Below are 15,959 nucleotides of genomic sequence, written 5' to 3' on the forward strand. Positions count from 1 at the left end.
GAACGAGCCGCTTCCGCTTTTAGATTGGCCTCACTAATTCAAATTGTTCTCCTAGTTTTGCGTAGTTGTGTCCTGCTAGGCGGCTTACTGGTTTTAGTCCTTCGGCATGAATGCGTCCTTTTTCGTATAGGTGTTCTGCGACGTGGAAGCGAACGACGCGTCCAATTAGTAGATCGCAAGCTGGTGAGTCTTCTGTTCCGCCAAGGGGGATTGCGCGTTCTAGTACGCATTCCATTCGAATATTTGCTTCTTTTACACCTGGAACGGAGATGACATCACTTTCAATTGGTGTTAATTTTGCTAATTCAATTTCACTTTCATTTGGAGGGAGATTTGCTGCTGTTTCGTTAATTGCCGCTACATATGATTCATCAGAGATATGTACGACAAATTCTCCTTTTTCAATTGCGTTTCGGGAAGTGTCTTTTCTTTCTCCAGCTTTTCGTTGTACAGAAACTGAGATAAGTGGCGGATTAGCAGCAACAATATTGAAATAACTATATGGTGCTCCATTTAATACGTCGTCTTTTGTTACAGAAGTAACGAATGCGACAGGGCGTGGAATAATACTTCCTGTAAGTAATTTGTAATTCTCTTTTTCCGATTGTTCATTTGGATTAATGGATAACATGATTGAAATCCCCTTTCTAAATATGACGACTTATTGTTTGTTTACAAGATGTTAGTGGAAAACTCCTGCTGAAAATAATATTTTTATTACATAAAAAGAACTTACTTCAACCACAATGAAGTAAGTTCCACCTAAATAATCTCGAATTCAAGATAAAAATTATAGTAAAACGTATGCGCCAGGACCGATTAAAGCTACACCGATAGCAACAGCGATTAACATTAAGTTATATTCATATCCATTTTGAGTTACCCAGTAACCGTTTTTTCCATGAACAGTGAAGATCGCCATTAACATTGTTCCAACGATAAATAATGAACCGATTGCAGTGAAAATACCTGATGCGAATAAGAAACCACCTAATAGTTCAGTTGCGCCAGCCATAAATGCCATAAATACACCAGGGCGTAAACCGATTGATTCCATCCAGCCACCTGTTCCTTTTAAACCGTAACCGCCGAACCAACCAAATAATTTTTGAGCACCATGACCCATGAATGTAATACCTATAATAAGACGAATAATAAGAAGACCGAAATCCATCATTTTTGAAAACCTCCTAAAAGTTATTAACTTACCTTACGTAAGTAATAATAAAATAGTTACTTACTTTAGTCAAGTGGATTTCGAAAAAAGTTTGAAAAAAATTTTACAAATTAACAACAAAAAATAAAATGTAGTAAAGACCTCTAGACAAGTTAGGTAAAAAAAGAGAAAATATAAGTAGAAGTTAACTTCTTATTGTTATTCAGACAATCAGAATTGACTGGAATTTTGTGAGACGCTACAATAAGAGTCTAGTAGTAATGACGTAATTTATTTCGAAAGCGTTTTTACAGTATAATATTCGAAGTATGAAGTCTTACGTTTATTCTGATCTTTAATAGAGATTGCCCTATAAACTTTTAGGTAAATTATAAGGAGGACTATCCTATGTTTAAAAAATTATTCGGTCTTGGTTCAAAAACAAATGAAGAAACAATTGTAGCTCCATTAACTGGAGCGGTGAAAAATATTGAAGAAGTACCAGATCCAGTATTCGCTGGTCGTATGATGGGTGACGGTGTTGCAATCGATCCTACTGAAGGTGTAGTTGTATCTCCAGTTGATGGCGAAATCGTACAATTATTCCACACGAAACATGCAATTGGAATTAAAGCGAAAAACGGTACAGAAATTTTAATCCACGTTGGATTAGAAACTGTAAAAATGGAAGGCGAAGGTTTTGAAGCTCACGTTTCTGAAGGACAAGCTGTAAAAGCTGGAGATAAATTAATCTCATTCGACTTAGAATTAATTCGTGAAAAAGCGAAAAGCACAATTACTCCAATCGTTATTACAAACACAGATGCAGCTGAGTCTATTAAGACAACTGTAGGTGTAACTGCTACAAAAGGTTCAACAGAAGTAATGAAAGTTACAATGAAATAATTATCACATGAAAGGAATCCGTTTCGTATGAAATGGATTCCTTATTTTGTTTTGTAGTCTGTTCCTTATATATGGTAAAATACTTTGGGCACTTGGAAATAGGGTTTCACATATATGTGGATAAGGCGCATTTTTCTTAGAAAAAATATAAGAGAAATGCGCCTTTCGTATATTCACATTTCTTTTGTTCTATTGTAATGTACGCTATGATAAAAGGAAGGAAATAGAGAAAAGGGGTGGGTTTAGATGAAACGAGTATTATTTGTTTGCACTGGAAATACATGCCGTAGTCCGATGGCTGAGGCGTTACTGCGCCATTATGGAGAAGGTAAGTTTGAAGTGCAATCTGCTGGTGTTTTCGCCTATCCTGGAAGTGATGCGTCGGTACATGCAAAGGAAGCTTTAGCTGAAAAGGGAATTGCAATCGATCATGCTTCGCAGCAGGTAAACGAAGCCTTAATTGATTGGGCAGATATTGTAGTAACAATGACGGAAAACCATAAGGAAATTATCCTTGGGCATTATCCAAGTGTTGAAGGGAAAGTAGATACATTATATGGAGTAACTGAGGGGATGAGTAAGGATATTTCAGATCCGTTCGGCGGATCTCTCTCTATTTATAAAGAAACATTAGCAGAGATGGAAAAACTTGTACAAACTTTACTGAAAAAACATTCAGAAGGTTGATGTTTCGTGTATAATACGATATTGGAGATCACTTCGTCCCATTAAAGGATTAAGTGAGAATGAAGATAATGGATTGAAACTTTGGAGGGGTAAAAATGAAAGTAGTAGTAGCATCTGATCACGGCGGTATGAATATCCGTAAAGAACTTGTAAGTTTATTAGAAGAGTTAAATATTGAATATATTGATTTAGGTTGTGAATGTGAAGCTGGTTCTGTTGATTACCCTGATTTTGCGTTTCCAGCAGCGGAAATGGTAGCAAATGGCGAAGTAGATCGTGGTATTTTAGTTTGTGGGACAGGCATCGGTATGTCAATTGCTGCAAACAAAGTAAATGGTATTCGTTGTGCGTTAGTTCATGATACTTTCAGTGCGAGAGCAACGAGAGAGCATAACGATACAAACATGTTAGCAATGGGCGAGCGTGTAATTGGTGCTGGTCTAGCACGCGACATCGCAAAAATTTGGTTAACAACTGAATTTGAAGGCGGCCGTCACGAAAACCGCGTAGGAAAAATTAAAACATACGAAGCAAAGTAATAGATTCTAACTAGAAGCAGTAGGAAATATAATTTGGTGAACCAACCTGTGAAAGGAAGAGGCGTAATGACAGAAATCGTAAAGGTAAGAGAACAGCTACAAATTTCGCTTTCTGATTTCCAAGAACAAGCTTCATTACAAAGTGGTCAAATTTTTGTAGTGGGGTGTAGTACGAGCGAAGTGCTAGGAGAAAGAATTGGGACATCAGGAACGATGGAAGTAGCAGAGGCGATTTTTTCTGAGTTAAAACAATTTCAAGAACAAACAGGTATTGAGTTGGCGTTTCAATGTTGTGAGCATTTAAACCGTGCTTTAGTAGTTGAGAAAGAGTTGGCGATGAAATATCAATTTGAAATTGTAACAGTTACGCCTGTTAGATCAGCAGGTGGTGCATTAGCAACATATGCTTATCACAATTTGAAAGATCCGGTAGTAATTGAGTTTATTAAAGCAGATGCGGGAATGGATATTGGTGATACATTTATCGGTATGCATTTAAAGCACGTAGCTGTTCCGGTTCGTACTAGTGTGAAGGAAATTGGAAGTGCACATGTAACGATGGCAACAACACGTGGAAAGCTAATTGGTGGAGCACGTGCTGTTTATGCGGCGAAGGAAGAGACTATCACTTGCCGTTAAAGTTATGAATAAGGTATGTTGTCTGACTTTATTATAGAAGAAAGAAAAGACCGATTTTCGGTCTTTTTTTTCTTTTATGATATAGAAAGTCATGTTAGAATGTAGTTGAAAACATGAAGGTTCGAAAGAATTACAACCTGAATTTTCGTTTTTTCTGAATAAATAAGAAAAAACTGTTGGGAATCGATGTAATTCGTTCAGAAAAGGGGGATTTTGGTGGATCATTTAAAACGTCAAGATGAAAAGGTATTTGCTGCAATTGAGGCAGAACTAGGAAGACAGCGTTCGAAGATTGAGTTAATTGCTTCGGAAAACTTCGTAAGTGAAGCAGTAATGGAGGCGCAAGGTTCTGTTTTAACGAATAAGTATGCTGAAGGATATCCTGGGAAACGTTACTATGGTGGTTGTGAACATGTAGACGTAGTAGAAGATATCGCACGTGATCGCGTAAAAGAAATTTTCGGCGCAGAGCACGTAAATGTTCAACCGCATTCTGGTGCACAAGCGAACATGGCAGTATACTTCACGATTTTAGAGCAAGGCGATACAGTACTTGGTATGAATTTATCTCATGGTGGTCACTTAACACACGGAAGCCCTGTTAACTTCAGTGGAGTACAATATAATTTCGTAGAATATGGCGTGGATGCTGAATCTCACCGTATTAATTACGATGATGTATTAGCAAAAGCGAAAGAACATAAACCAAAATTAATCGTTGCAGGTGCAAGTGCATACCCTCGTGTTATCGATTTCAAACGATTCCGTGAGATTGCAGATGAAGTGGGCGCATACTTAATGGTTGATATGGCACATATCGCAGGTTTAGTAGCGGCTGGTTTACATCCAAATCCAGTGCCACATGCACATTTCGTTACAACAACAACACATAAAACATTACGTGGTCCACGTGGTGGTATGATTTTATGTGAAGAGCAATTTGCAAAACAAATTGATAAATCAATCTTCCCTGGTATTCAAGGTGGTCCACTTATGCACGTAATCGCTGCAAAAGCTGTTGCGTTTGGTGAGGCACTTCAAGATGATTTCAAAACATATGCACAAAATATAATTAACAATGCGAACCGCTTAGCTGAAGGTCTTCAAAAAGAAGGACTTACACTTGTTTCTGGTGGAACAGACAATCACTTAATCCTAATTGATGTTCGTAACCTAGAAATCACAGGTAAAGTAGCAGAGCACGTATTAGACGAAGTTGGTATTACAGTGAACAAAAATACAATTCCATTTGAAACAGCAAGCCCATTTGTAACAAGTGGTGTACGTATCGGTACAGCAGCTGTAACATCTCGTGGTTTCGGTTTAGAAGAAATGGATGAAATTGCGTCACTTATTGCTTACACATTAAAAAATCATGAAAATGAAGCTGCATTAGAAGAAGCACGTAAGCGTGTAGAAGCGTTAACGAGCAAATTCCCAATGTATCCAAATCTATAATAGATTGAAGAAGACTGCTGAGACATAATTGTTTTGGCAGTTTTTTTTGTGGACATATATTGTTCTTTAAGTATGTATACAAATGATGAATAAATTTTGGCGATATAATGAAGGATACAGCTCCCATAATTGGTAAAGATACTAGATAGATTCATCGGAAATCATGACTTTTCCAAATTTGCCCTTGAATATTAGTAGCGTTTTCTTTACAATCGTAAATAGTGTAAAAAAGCGTGCAAACGCATGAATATCATCTAAAGGAGAGATTCACATGGGAAAACTGTATGTATTTGATCACCCGTTAATTCAACATAAGATTACATATATTCGCGACAAGAATACAGGTACGAAAGATTTTCGTGAATTAGTGGACGAAGTAGCAAGCTTAATGGCTTTTGAAATTACTCGCGACCTTCCACTTAAAGACATTGAAATTGAGACTCCTGTAAGCAAAGCGACAACAAAAGTGATCGCTGGTAAAAAACTTGGTTTAATTCCGATTTTACGTGCAGGTTTAGGAATGGTTGATGGAATTCTGAAATTAATTCCAGCAGCAAAAGTAGGACACGTTGGCTTATACCGCGACCCTAAAACATTGCAACCGGTAGAATACTATGTGAAACTTCCAACGGATGTAGAAGAGCGTGACTTTATCGTACTAGATCCGATGCTAGCAACAGGTGGTTCTGCAGCTGAAGCAATTAACTCTCTGAAAAAGCGCGGCGCAAAACAAATTAAATTAATGTGTATCGTTGCAGCTCCAGAAGGAGTAAAAGTAGTACAAGAAGAACATCCTGATGTTGATATTTATGTAGCAGCATTAGATGAGAAATTAAATGACCACGGATATGTAGTACCAGGTCTTGGTGATGCTGGTGACCGTTTATTCGGAACGAAGTAAGACAACTGACGAGCAGGGGGATTCCTCAGCTCGTCTTTTTTTGATGTAAGCAAGTAGGGGAGGGGAGAGGATAAATATACATAGTATATACAACATAAGTTGTATACACATCACATATAATATAGAAGTCTTACGTCTAAAGAGCACTATATTATGGAAGGAAAGCGTTATATCGTAAAAATATAATAGTGACAAACTTGTGAACATTTCCTTCTATTATAAAGAGAAAACTGTTAGAAATTGCATATCTCTAACCAGTATTTAGAAGGGGAACGTTTTCATTTTTGGGAGGAAATGACTAATACTCAAATTTTTTGATTTTTTACGATTTCTCGTTGACACTGTTAATACCCTATTGTATGCTAACAACGGGGATAGATGGTAGGGCTTTCAGTGACAAAAATACATCTATTCCGTGACGAAAATGTAAACTTTTTATTTTGTATAGGATTTATGCAAAAAAATGAGTTATTATTAACACATCGTGAATGAGGGCTACATATTGGAGGGATGAATCCTTGCAAAAAAACGATCGCAGCCATATAAAAGCTTATGCTTTAATGTCAGGTATTCTTGCTCAGTTAGTCGGTTCTATTCTTGTTGGGATCTTTGGTGGGCAGTGGATTGATAATAAGGTTGGAACGTTTCCATTGTTTCTTATTATAGGGTTATTACTCGGATTAGGAACAGGGGTATACGCAATGATTCGACTCATTCGACATTACTATTCGGGAGAGCAATGATGATAGACGTACATGGACTTGTCCAAAGACAAAAGAAATATATGTACTACTTGCTTGCGCTTCTAGTGCTAGGATGGGGATTCACCTCTTACAAGGATGTATTTCTTGGACTGATTATCGGAACGATTTTCAGTTTTCTTAGTTTGCGCATCATTGCACGTAGGACAGACAAGCTGTTGGATCGCGTGACAAATGGAGAAAACGTGAAGTTTAAGGCGACAGCGGTAAGTACATATTCAAGATTCGCCACGATTGGGTTATTAATTTTATTTGCAGCCAAATATCAAGAGTTAATTGCGATGTGGGGCTTAGGTGTAGGATTGCTGACAGGATACCTTGTCATGATCATAGATTTTCTTTATTTAGAGTATAAGAGCAGGGAAGAGAGGTGAATTACTAGTGGAACACGGTAAATTAGTTGAATTTCTAGGTTTAACGTTCGATTTGTCATCAGTTATGATGGTTACTGTAGCAGCAGTTATTGTTTTCTTAATCGCTGTTATCGGAACTCGCAGCTTAGCTCTTCGCCCAACAGGAATGCAAAACTTCATGGAATGGGTGTTTGACTTCGTGAAAGGGATTATCAATAGTACGATGGACTGGAAAACAGGTGGACGTTTCTTAACGCTTGGCGTTACGCTTATCATGTTTATCATCGTATCGAACTTCCTTGGTTTACCATTCATGTATTCAGCAACTGAAGCTGGCGAACATATTGCATGGTGGAGATCACCAACGTCTGATCCAGCAGTTACATTAACATTAGCCGTGATGGTAGTTACCCTCACCCATTATTATGGAATTAAGATGAAGGGTACGAAAGAATACGTAAAAGGTTATTTCCAACCTATGAAATTCTTATTCCCATTAAAGGTTATTGAGGAGTTTGCTAACACATTAACGTTAGGTCTTCGTTTATTTGGTAACATTTATGCAGGTGAGATCTTATTAGGATTACTTGCTAAGCTGGGCGGAGCATCATTCCTTGGAGCATTAGGTGCACTTGTGCCGATGTTAGCATGGATGGGATTCAGTGTATTCGTTGGATCAATCCAAGCATTTATTTTCGTTATGTTAACGATGGTTTATATGGCTCATAAAGTAAGTCATGACCATTAATATAATTTAAGTAAGAAAAAATTTATTTTTTTATAATACAAAGGAGGACAAATTAAATGAGTTTAGGTGTAATCGCAGCTGCAATTGCAATTGGTTTATCAGCATTAGGTGCAGGTATTGGTAACGGTCTTATCGTATCACGTACAATCGAAGGTGTTGCTCGTCAACCAGAATTAAAAGGCGCACTTCAAACAATTATGTTCATCGGGGTTGCTTTAGTTGAGGCACTTCCAATCATCGGTGTAGTTATTGCATTCATCGTAATGAACAAATAAGGGAGACTCCCCTTACATAGATGGCGAAGAGTGTTTTTCCGAACTTTCTTCGCCATTGCTTTATGAACGAAACGTATGTCTTTTTTTTTCATATGATCAATTTAGATATTTTGAAGGGAGTGAATCCTTGTGCCAACTTTATTATTAGGGGCTGCCATTCCATTTGGAACGATTGCTTATACATTGTTCATTTTCTTACTTCTATTAGTAATGCTACGCAAATTCGCGTGGGGTCCTTTAATGGGGATTATGAAAGAACGTGAAGAGCATGTTACTAATGAAATCGACGCTGCAGAAAGAAGTAACGCTGAAGCGAAGAAGTTAGTAGAAGAACAACGTGAAATGTTAAAACAATCACGTGTTGAAGCACAAGAGTTAATCGAAAGAGCGAAAAAACAAGCTGTAGATCAAAAAGATGCTATTGTTGCTGCTGCGAAAGAAGAAGCAGAATCAATTAAAGCATCTGCTGTACAAGAAATTCAACGCGAAAAAGAGCAAGCGATTGCTGCTTTACAAGAACAAGTTGCTTCTTTATCTGTTCAAATTGCTTCTAAAGTAATTGAAAAAGAATTAAAAGAAGAAGATCAAGTGAAGTTAATTCGCGATTATATTAAAGAAGTAGGAGAAGCGCGATGAGCAATGGGATTGTAGCAAAACGTTATGCTGTCGCTCTTTTTAAAATTGCTAAAGAAAAACACGTATTAGAAATGTTTGAAGAGGAATTACGCCTTGTACAAAACGTTTATATAAAGAACGGAGAACTACATAGCTTTTTAACGCAACCGAACATTTCAAAGGAACAAAAGAAAACGTTTCTTGCAAACGTATTCGGGTCTGTTTCTGAATCTATTTTAAATACGTTATATATTTTAATTGATAACAAGCGCATTGATATCTTACCTGAAATTGCAGATGAATATGTTGTTCTTGCTAATGAAGAACGTAACGTAGCGGACGCAACTGTATATTCTACTCGTCTTCTATCAGAAGAAGAGAAGCTTAACATTGCAGAAGCATTTGCAAAGAGAACAGGAAAAGATGCAATTCGCGTAAAAAATGTTGTAGATGAAGATTTACTAGGCGGCATTAAAGTACGTATTGGAAATCGCATTTATGACGGAAGTTTACAAGGAAAATTAGCACGTATTCAGCGTGAATTAATGAAGAATAGATAGGGGTGAAGCACATGAGCATCAGAGCTGAAGAAATTAGCGCACTGATAAAGCAACAAATCGAGAACTATCAGTCTGAAATCGAAGTTAGTGATGTTGGTACAGTTATCCAAGTTGGTGACGGTATCGCGCGTGCTCATGGTCTTGATAACGTTATGGCTGGTGAACTTGTAGAGTTCTCTAACGGCGTTATGGGACTAGCACAAAATTTAGAGGAAAACAACGTAGGTATTATCATTTTAGGACCTTACACAGAAATCCGTGAAGGTGACGAAGTTCGTCGTACTGGTCGCATCATGCAAGTACCAGTAGGAAAAGAACTAATTGGTCGTGTTGTAAACCCATTAGGTCAACCAGTTGATGGTTTAGGCCCAATCAATACAACAAACACTCGTCCAATCGAAAGTCCAGCACCAGGTGTAATGGATCGTAAATCTGTTCATGAGCCACTTCAAACAGGTATTAAAGCGATTGACGCTCTTGTACCAATTGGCCGTGGTCAACGTGAGTTAATCATCGGTGACCGTCAAACAGGTAAAACAGCAGTTGCACTAGATACAATCATTAACCAAAAAGATGAAGATATGATTTGTATTTACGTAGCTATCGGACAAAAAGAATCAACTGTACGTAACGTAGTAGAAACACTACGTAAGCATGGTGCATTAGAGTACACAATCGTTGTAACTGCATCTGCTTCTCAACCAGCTCCATTATTATACCTAGCTCCTTACGCTGGTGTAACAATGGGTGAAGAGTTCATGTACAATGGTAAACACGTATTAGTAGTATATGATGACTTATCAAAACAAGCAGCAGCTTACCGTGAGCTGTCATTACTATTACGTCGTCCTCCAGGTCGTGAAGCTTACCCAGGGGATGTATTCTACTTACATTCTCGCTTATTAGAGCGTGCAGCAAAATTAAGTGATGCAAAAGGCGGCGGTTCTTTAACTGCACTACCTTTCATCGAAACACAAGCAGGGGACGTATCAGCTTACATCCCAACAAACGTAATTTCAATTACGGATGGACAAATCTTCTTACAATCTGACCTATTCTTCTCTGGCGTACGTCCAGCGATCGATGCGGGTACTTCTGTATCTCGTGTAGGTGGATCTGCTCAGATTAAAGCAATGAGTAAAGTATCAGGTACACTTCGTCTTGACCTTGCATCTTACCGTGAGTTAGAAGCGTTCGCTCAGTTCGGTTCTGACCTAGATAAAGCAACTCAAGCGAAACTAAACCGTGGTGCTCGTACTGTTGAGGTATTAAAACAAGGATTACACAAACCGTTACGTGTAGAGAAACAAGTTATCATTCTTTACGCTTTAACACGTGGATTCCTAGATGATATCCCAGTAGTAGATATCACTCGTTTCGAAGAAGAATTCCATGCTTGGTTAGATTCTAATGCGACTGACTTATTAGAAGAAATCCGCACAACTAAGAAACTTGCGGATGACGACAAATTTGCAGCAGCAATTAACGGATTTAAAAAAGTATTCGTAGCTTCTGAATAATAAAAAGTGAAGCCGACTGTTTAGCCCCATCGGCTAAGAGGCGGAACTAGATTAATAAAAGCGGAAGCCGCTGGAGCTAGATAATATATAAAGGCATCTCAATTTCTGAGATTGCTGACGGTTATGTAAAGGAAAAGAGTAGGTGCACCTATTCTTTTCCTTCAATCATGAGCAAGAATATCTTGCAACGTAGATTAGGAAGAGGATTCTTACTAATCGTGCCAACTTCCGGAAAAAAGGTGGTGAAAACCTGTGGCATCTTTACGCGATATAAAAGCGAAGATTAACTCGACAAAGAAAACGAGTCAAATTACGAAAGCGATGGAGATGGTATCTGCATCTAAGTTAAACCGTGCAGAGCAAAATGCTAAATCTTTCGTTCCGTATATGGAAAAGATTCAAGAAGTAGTAGCGAGCATTGCGCAAGGAAGTAAAGGAATTAATCATCCAATGCTAAATGCGCGTCCTGTAAAGCGTACAGGATACATCGTTATTACATCTGATCGCGGACTAGCAGGTGGTTATAACAGTAACGTATTACGTACAGTAAGTAACGTAATTCGTGAACGTCATAATATGGATTCAAACCAATATTCAATTATTGTGCTTGGACGACTAGGACGTGATTATTTAAAACGTCGCGGCTTTAACATCATTGATGAAGTAGTTGGATTATCTGATCACCCATCATTTACTGATATTAAAGACCTTGCTTCTCGAGCAATTGCGATGTTCGCAGATGGTGCTTATGATGAGCTGTATATTTACTACAACCATTACGTAAGTAAAATTTCACAAGAAGTAACGGAAAATAAAATTTTACCGCTTACTGATGTGGCGTCTGATAAACCGACGACAGCTTATGAATTCGAACCTTCTGAAGAAGAAATTTTAAAAGTACTATTGCCACAATACGCAGAAAGCTTAGTGTACGGTGCATTACTAGACGGTAAAGCAAGTGAGCACGCAGCGCGTATGACAGCAATGAAGAGTGCTACAGACAACGCAATGGAAGTTATCGATTCACTTACACTTTCATTCAACCGTGCGCGTCAGGCAGCGATTACGCAAGAAATTACGGAAATCGTTGGTGGAGCAGCAGCGTTAGAATAGTAATAAAAAGCGTAGGCGGCTCTGTCAAAAGAGTCGCGTAAGCTATAAACTAATAAAAAATGAAAAGCTAGCTGCTCGTAGAAAGTTAGCTAATTAAAAGAAAGCTAGGAGGGAACCCGATGAATAAAGGGCGCGTTACGCAAATCATGGGTCCGGTTGTAGACGTTAAGTTTGATGGCGGAAAGCTACCAGAAATCTACAACGCCCTTACGGTAAAACAGAGCAACGAAAACGGTGAACTTAACTTAACATTTGAAGTTGCACTTCATTTAGGTGATGATACAGTTCGTACAGTTGCGATGTCTTCCACAGATGGACTTGTTCGTGGCACAGAAGTAGAAGATACTGGTAAAGCAATCTCTGTACCAGTTGGTGATGCAACACTTGGTCGCGTATTTAACGTATTAGGTGATGCTATTGACTTAGATGGTGAGGTTCCTGCGGATGTACGCCGTGATCCAATTCACCGTCAAGCACCTGCATTCGAAGAATTATCTACTAAAGTAGAAATTCTTGAAACTGGTATTAAAGTAGTAGACTTACTTGCTCCTTACATTAAGGGTGGTAAGATCGGCCTATTCGGTGGTGCCGGTGTAGGTAAAACAGTATTAATTCAGGAGTTAATCAACAACATCGCACAAGAGCACGGTGGTATCTCTGTATTCGCTGGTGTAGGTGAGCGTACTCGTGAGGGTAATGACTTATACCACGAAATGAGCGATTCTGGCGTAATTAAGAAAACTGCGATGGTATTCGGACAAATGAACGAGCCACCTGGAGCACGTCAACGTGTTGCATTAACAGGCTTAACAATGGCTGAATATTTCCGTGATGAGCAAGGACAAGACGTACTTCTGTTCATCGATAATATCTTCCGTTTCACGCAAGCAGGTTCTGAAGTATCTGCCCTTCTTGGCCGTATGCCATCTGCGGTAGGTTACCAACCAACACTTGCAACAGAAATGGGGCAATTACAAGAGCGTATTACATCTACAAATAAAGGGTCTATCACGTCTATCCAAGCGGTATATGTACCAGCCGATGACTATACTGACCCAGCACCAGCTACAACGTTCGCTCACTTAGATGCAACAACAAACTTAGAGCGTCGTTTAACACAAATGGGTATTTACCCAGCCGTAGATCCATTAGCATCTACATCTCGTGCACTTTCTCCAGAAATCGTAGGAGAAGAGCATTATGAAGTGGCTCGTCAAGTACAGCAAACTTTACAACGTTACAAAGAGCTTCAAGATATCATTGCTATCTTAGGTATGGATGAGTTATCTGAAGAAGATAAGTTAGTTGTACATCGTGCTCGTCGTATTCAATTCTTCTTATCTCAAAACTTCCACGTAGCGGAGCAGTTTACAGGTCAAAAAGGTTCTTACGTACCTGTAAAAGACACAGTTCGTGGTTTCAAAGAAATTCTAGAAGGAAAATATGATGACCTTCCAGAAGATGCATTCCGCTTAGTTGGTGGCATTGAAGAAGTTATTGAAAACGCGAAGAAAATGATGGCGTAAGGCCTTAGGAGGGACGAAGTATGAAGACATTTCCAGTCAGTATTGTAACTCCTGATGGACCGGTTTACGAAAAAGAAGTAGAAATGGTAAGTGTAAAAGCAGAGAGTGGGGAAATGGGGATTTTACCAGGTCACATTCCAACTGTTGCACCATTAAAAATTAGTGCAGTTCGTCTGAAAAATGGTGGACACACTGATTATGTAGCGGTAAGTGGTGGCTTTATCGAAGTTCGTCCAGATAAAGTAACTGTATTATCATCATCTGCTGAAGAAGCAAACCATATCGATATCCATCGTGCAAATGAAGCGAAGCGTCGTGCTGAGCAACGTCTGCAAGATAAACAAGCACATGTTGACTTTAAACGTGCAGAAATGGCATTACAACGCGCTGTGAACCGTTTAAACGTTTCCGATATGAAATAAAAAAATCCGTAAAGGCAAAGCCTTTACGGATTTTTTTTATGTAGTTAATGGATAATTTTACAAAAATGGTATAATTATATTGGTGCTCGTATAAGTAGAGAATGTACAACAATTTATAAAGGGGATGAATAAATGATCGGTGAAATGAAGCGAGAAGCATTGCACTCTTTAAAAGGAAAATGGGGACTAGGTGTTGGATCAACGATTTTATATCATATTGTAAGTTACGTCGTTTCAATGGCTGTAATGCTTATAGTATTAATTCCGGGAGTTATAATATTTATTTTAGCATCTATTTTAACTGGTTCAATTGAAGAAGAAACAATGGCAATTGGAGCTGCTATTACGTTTGGGGTTTTTTACTGCCTTATGATAATTTTAAGTTATGCGGCTTATGGCATTACCACATATGGTCATACGAATTTGTTTCTACAAATAAGCAAACGAGAAGATGCTAGAGTGGATTATTTATTTGAAGGATTTCGTGGCTTTAAAAGAATGATGAAAACAATGTGGGCTATGCTTGCAATTTTGTTATATACAGGTACATGGGTTCCGATGTTAGGAACGATTGTATTTGGGCTATTAGGTTTTCTTGATGAGAATGCAAATCCATCATTTATAATTGTTTTCTTTATTTTATTAGCTATTTCGTTTATTGTAATGGCTATTTTGTATTTTTCATATTCGATGACATATTATGTGATGGTTGAAAAACCGGAATACAGTGTTTCGCAAGCAATGAAAGAAAGTAAGAATCTGATGAAGGGGCATAAATTAGATCTATTTCTTTTATGGCTAAGCTTTATAGGGTGGGCTATTTTAGCGATTTTTACACTTGGGATAGGTTTTCTATGGCTTAGTCCGTACGTGAGTACAACAACAGCGCATTTTTACCGCTATATTTCAAAAGATGAATTGTAGTAGGAACATGCTATACTAATAGAGTTATTGTGTATAGGAGGTTACGTATGATTGGTGATTTAAAAGGAGAAGCATTAGATTCATTAGAAGGGAAATGGGGATTAGCTGTCGGGGCGACATTACTTATTTCAATTCTAATCATGATTTTTAGTTTTAGTATTGAGTGGGGATTTTCTTCAATTTTTGATTGGAAAGAAACGAAAAATTCAATTTCAATAAATATCCTTACATTTTTTGTTACTGGGCCTTTAACTTTAGGTGGATATTATCTTGCTTTAAATATCCTTCGTGAAAAGCAAGCTAGTATCGGTAATGTGTTCATTTGGTTTTCAGAGGGAAAGAGATTTTTAAAGTCATTTTTATTATATTTATTAGTAAATTTTTATCTTTTCTTATGGACGTTACTGTTCATTATCCCAGGCATTATTAAATCATTTTCTTATGCGATGACGTACTTTATTATAAATGATCACCCGGAGTATTCTATAAATCAAGCGATTACAGAAAGCCGTCGTATGATGGATGGACATAAGATGGAGTATTTCATTTTATGTTTGAGTTTTATTGGTTGGTTTATATTAAGTTGTATTACACTCGGGATTGGATTCTTATGGCTAATTCCATATTTTTATACGACGTCAGCAGCTTTTTATGAAGAGATTGCAGAGGAATATTACGAAAAAAAAATTCCGACATTATAAAGTGAGTCGGACACTCTGCGTCGATGAATAGCTGTGTAGTCCGCAAATAGCATGATAAAAACACCTAGTATGAGTTATTGGTTTGAAGTGAACCCGAATAGTGGCACATGAAAAAAACACCTCCTGAATTCGCATACTAAGTATGCAAATTCAAT

Annotated in this window: 21 protein-coding genes; 19 read left to right on the top strand and 2 right to left on the bottom strand. The window is 38.0% G+C overall.

Annotated elements, in window-relative coordinates; all coding sequences use genetic code 11:
• Positions 1–19: 19 nt before the first annotated feature.
• Positions 20–631 (bottom strand): flavin reductase family protein, encoded by a 612-nt coding sequence (locus tag BAQ46_RS10565; protein WP_071741905.1) that lies wholly within the window; start codon positions 629–631, stop codon positions 20–22.
• Between the two features lie 159 nt (positions 632–790).
• Entirely contained in the window at positions 791–1,177 is a 387-nt protein-coding gene (locus tag BAQ46_RS10570; protein ID WP_000968618.1) for a DoxX family protein, read from the bottom strand.
• Between the two features lie 387 nt (positions 1,178–1,564).
• Between BAQ46_RS10570 and BAQ46_RS10575 the strand changes: the two genes are divergently transcribed.
• From BAQ46_RS10575 to BAQ46_RS10665, 19 genes are all read left to right on the top strand, one after another.
• Entirely contained in the window at positions 1,565–2,062 is a 498-nt protein-coding gene (locus BAQ46_RS10575; protein ID WP_000473666.1) for a PTS sugar transporter subunit IIA, read from the top strand.
• A gap of 246 nt (positions 2,063–2,308) precedes the next feature.
• Positions 2,309–2,749 (top strand): low molecular weight protein arginine phosphatase, encoded by a 441-nt coding sequence (locus BAQ46_RS10580; protein ID WP_071741906.1) that lies wholly within the window; start codon positions 2,309–2,311, stop codon positions 2,747–2,749.
• 95 nt (positions 2,750–2,844) lie between these two features.
• Entirely contained in the window at positions 2,845–3,288 is a 444-nt protein-coding gene (gene rpiB / locus BAQ46_RS10585; RefSeq protein ID WP_000869919.1) for a ribose 5-phosphate isomerase B, read from the top strand.
• A gap of 66 nt (positions 3,289–3,354) precedes the next feature.
• The gene (locus BAQ46_RS10590; RefSeq protein ID WP_000136362.1) at positions 3,355–3,927 is read left to right on the top strand and encodes a TIGR01440 family protein; all 573 of its coding nucleotides are present in this window, start codon (positions 3,355–3,357) and stop codon (positions 3,925–3,927) included.
• Positions 3,928–4,143: 216 nt separating this feature from the next.
• On the top strand, positions 4,144–5,385 hold the full coding sequence (gene glyA / locus BAQ46_RS10595; protein WP_000349817.1) for a serine hydroxymethyltransferase: 1,242 nt from the start codon (positions 4,144–4,146) through the stop codon (positions 5,383–5,385).
• Positions 5,386–5,656: 271 nt separating this feature from the next.
• Positions 5,657–6,286 (top strand): uracil phosphoribosyltransferase, encoded by a 630-nt coding sequence (gene upp / locus BAQ46_RS10600; RefSeq protein WP_000517539.1) that lies wholly within the window; start codon positions 5,657–5,659, stop codon positions 6,284–6,286.
• A 378-nt stretch (positions 6,287–6,664) separates the two neighbouring features.
• On the top strand, positions 6,665–6,778 hold the full coding sequence (locus BAQ46_RS10605; protein ID WP_000232961.1) for a DUF4024 domain-containing protein: 114 nt from the start codon (positions 6,665–6,667) through the stop codon (positions 6,776–6,778).
• A 26-nt stretch (positions 6,779–6,804) separates the two neighbouring features.
• Positions 6,805–7,029, top strand: a complete 225-nt coding sequence (locus BAQ46_RS10610) for an AtpZ/AtpI family protein (RefSeq protein WP_001171223.1) — start codon at positions 6,805–6,807, stop codon at positions 7,027–7,029.
• Positions 7,029–7,421: an ATP synthase subunit I gene (locus BAQ46_RS10615; protein ID WP_000567600.1), complete on the top strand. Its 393-nt coding sequence runs from the start codon at positions 7,029–7,031 to the stop codon at positions 7,419–7,421. The genes BAQ46_RS10610 and BAQ46_RS10615 overlap by 1 nt, the downstream gene beginning before the upstream one ends.
• A 7-nt stretch (positions 7,422–7,428) precedes the next feature.
• A complete protein-coding gene (atpB, locus tag BAQ46_RS10620) occupies positions 7,429–8,148 on the top strand; it encodes a F0F1 ATP synthase subunit A (RefSeq protein ID WP_000399870.1) in 720 nt (239 codons plus the stop codon).
• A 56-nt stretch (positions 8,149–8,204) separates the two neighbouring features.
• Positions 8,205–8,423, top strand: coding sequence for a F0F1 ATP synthase subunit C (gene atpE, locus BAQ46_RS10625; protein WP_000052064.1), 219 nt, complete (start codon positions 8,205–8,207; stop codon positions 8,421–8,423).
• A 129-nt stretch (positions 8,424–8,552) separates the two neighbouring features.
• Positions 8,553–9,059 (top strand): F0F1 ATP synthase subunit B, encoded by a 507-nt coding sequence (gene atpF, locus BAQ46_RS10630; RefSeq protein ID WP_001142617.1) that lies wholly within the window; start codon positions 8,553–8,555, stop codon positions 9,057–9,059.
• Positions 9,056–9,598 carry a F0F1 ATP synthase subunit delta gene (gene atpH / locus BAQ46_RS10635; RefSeq protein WP_061131872.1) on the top strand — a complete coding sequence of 181 codons (543 nt, stop codon included), beginning with the start codon at positions 9,056–9,058 and terminating at the stop codon, positions 9,596–9,598. The genes atpF and atpH overlap by 4 nt, the downstream gene beginning before the upstream one ends.
• An 11-nt stretch (positions 9,599–9,609) precedes the next feature.
• Positions 9,610–11,118 carry a F0F1 ATP synthase subunit alpha gene (gene atpA / locus BAQ46_RS10640; RefSeq protein ID WP_000027518.1) on the top strand — a complete coding sequence of 503 codons (1,509 nt, stop codon included), beginning with the start codon at positions 9,610–9,612 and terminating at the stop codon, positions 11,116–11,118.
• A 252-nt stretch (positions 11,119–11,370) separates the two neighbouring features.
• Entirely contained in the window at positions 11,371–12,231 is an 861-nt protein-coding gene (atpG, locus tag BAQ46_RS10645) for a F0F1 ATP synthase subunit gamma (RefSeq protein ID WP_000157696.1), read from the top strand.
• A 119-nt stretch (positions 12,232–12,350) separates the two neighbouring features.
• Positions 12,351–13,757: a F0F1 ATP synthase subunit beta gene (gene atpD, locus BAQ46_RS10650; RefSeq protein ID WP_001032591.1), complete on the top strand. Its 1,407-nt coding sequence runs from the start codon at positions 12,351–12,353 to the stop codon at positions 13,755–13,757.
• Positions 13,758–13,777: 20 nt separating this feature from the next.
• Positions 13,778–14,179 (top strand): F0F1 ATP synthase subunit epsilon, encoded by a 402-nt coding sequence (gene atpC, locus BAQ46_RS10655; RefSeq protein ID WP_000847211.1) that lies wholly within the window; start codon positions 13,778–13,780, stop codon positions 14,177–14,179.
• A 132-nt stretch (positions 14,180–14,311) separates the two neighbouring features.
• Complete coding sequence (locus tag BAQ46_RS10660) at positions 14,312–15,103, top strand: DUF975 family protein (RefSeq protein ID WP_000578799.1); 792 nt, start codon at positions 14,312–14,314, stop codon at positions 15,101–15,103.
• A gap of 47 nt (positions 15,104–15,150) precedes the next feature.
• A complete protein-coding gene (locus BAQ46_RS10665; protein WP_000578699.1) occupies positions 15,151–15,804 on the top strand; it encodes a DUF975 family protein in 654 nt (217 codons plus the stop codon).
• The last annotated feature ends 155 nt before the right edge of the window (positions 15,805–15,959 follow it).

It is taken from the genome of Bacillus paranthracis, from assembly GCF_001883995.1.
In the GTDB taxonomy this organism is placed as follows: domain Bacteria; phylum Bacillota; class Bacilli; order Bacillales; family Bacillaceae_G; genus Bacillus_A; species Bacillus_A paranthracis.

Coding starts and splice junctions, on each gene's coding strand:
- BAQ46_RS10580 (WP_071741906.1), top strand. CDS start 2,309: ATGAAACGAGTATTATTTGTTTGCACTGGAAATACATGCCGTAGTCCG.
- upp (WP_000517539.1), top strand. CDS start 5,657: ATGGGAAAACTGTATGTATTTGATCACCCGTTAATTCAACATAAGATT.
- atpC (WP_000847211.1), top strand. CDS start 13,778: ATGAAGACATTTCCAGTCAGTATTGTAACTCCTGATGGACCGGTTTAC.
- BAQ46_RS10590 (WP_000136362.1), top strand. CDS start 3,355: ATGACAGAAATCGTAAAGGTAAGAGAACAGCTACAAATTTCGCTTTCT.
- rpiB (WP_000869919.1), top strand. CDS start 2,845: ATGAAAGTAGTAGTAGCATCTGATCACGGCGGTATGAATATCCGTAAA.
- atpD (WP_001032591.1), top strand. CDS start 12,351: ATGAATAAAGGGCGCGTTACGCAAATCATGGGTCCGGTTGTAGACGTT.
- BAQ46_RS10565 (WP_071741905.1), bottom strand. CDS start 631: ATGTTATCCATTAATCCAAATGAACAATCGGAAAAAGAGAATTACAAA.
- BAQ46_RS10660 (WP_000578799.1), top strand. CDS start 14,312: ATGATCGGTGAAATGAAGCGAGAAGCATTGCACTCTTTAAAAGGAAAA.
- BAQ46_RS10605 (WP_000232961.1), top strand. CDS start 6,665: ATGGTAGGGCTTTCAGTGACAAAAATACATCTATTCCGTGACGAAAAT.
- atpE (WP_000052064.1), top strand. CDS start 8,205: ATGAGTTTAGGTGTAATCGCAGCTGCAATTGCAATTGGTTTATCAGCA.
- BAQ46_RS10570 (WP_000968618.1), bottom strand. CDS start 1,177: ATGATGGATTTCGGTCTTCTTATTATTCGTCTTATTATAGGTATTACA.
- atpA (WP_000027518.1), top strand. CDS start 9,610: ATGAGCATCAGAGCTGAAGAAATTAGCGCACTGATAAAGCAACAAATC.
- BAQ46_RS10575 (WP_000473666.1), top strand. CDS start 1,565: ATGTTTAAAAAATTATTCGGTCTTGGTTCAAAAACAAATGAAGAAACA.
- BAQ46_RS10615 (WP_000567600.1), top strand. CDS start 7,029: ATGATAGACGTACATGGACTTGTCCAAAGACAAAAGAAATATATGTAC.
- atpH (WP_061131872.1), top strand. CDS start 9,056: ATGAGCAATGGGATTGTAGCAAAACGTTATGCTGTCGCTCTTTTTAAA.
- BAQ46_RS10665 (WP_000578699.1), top strand. CDS start 15,151: ATGATTGGTGATTTAAAAGGAGAAGCATTAGATTCATTAGAAGGGAAA.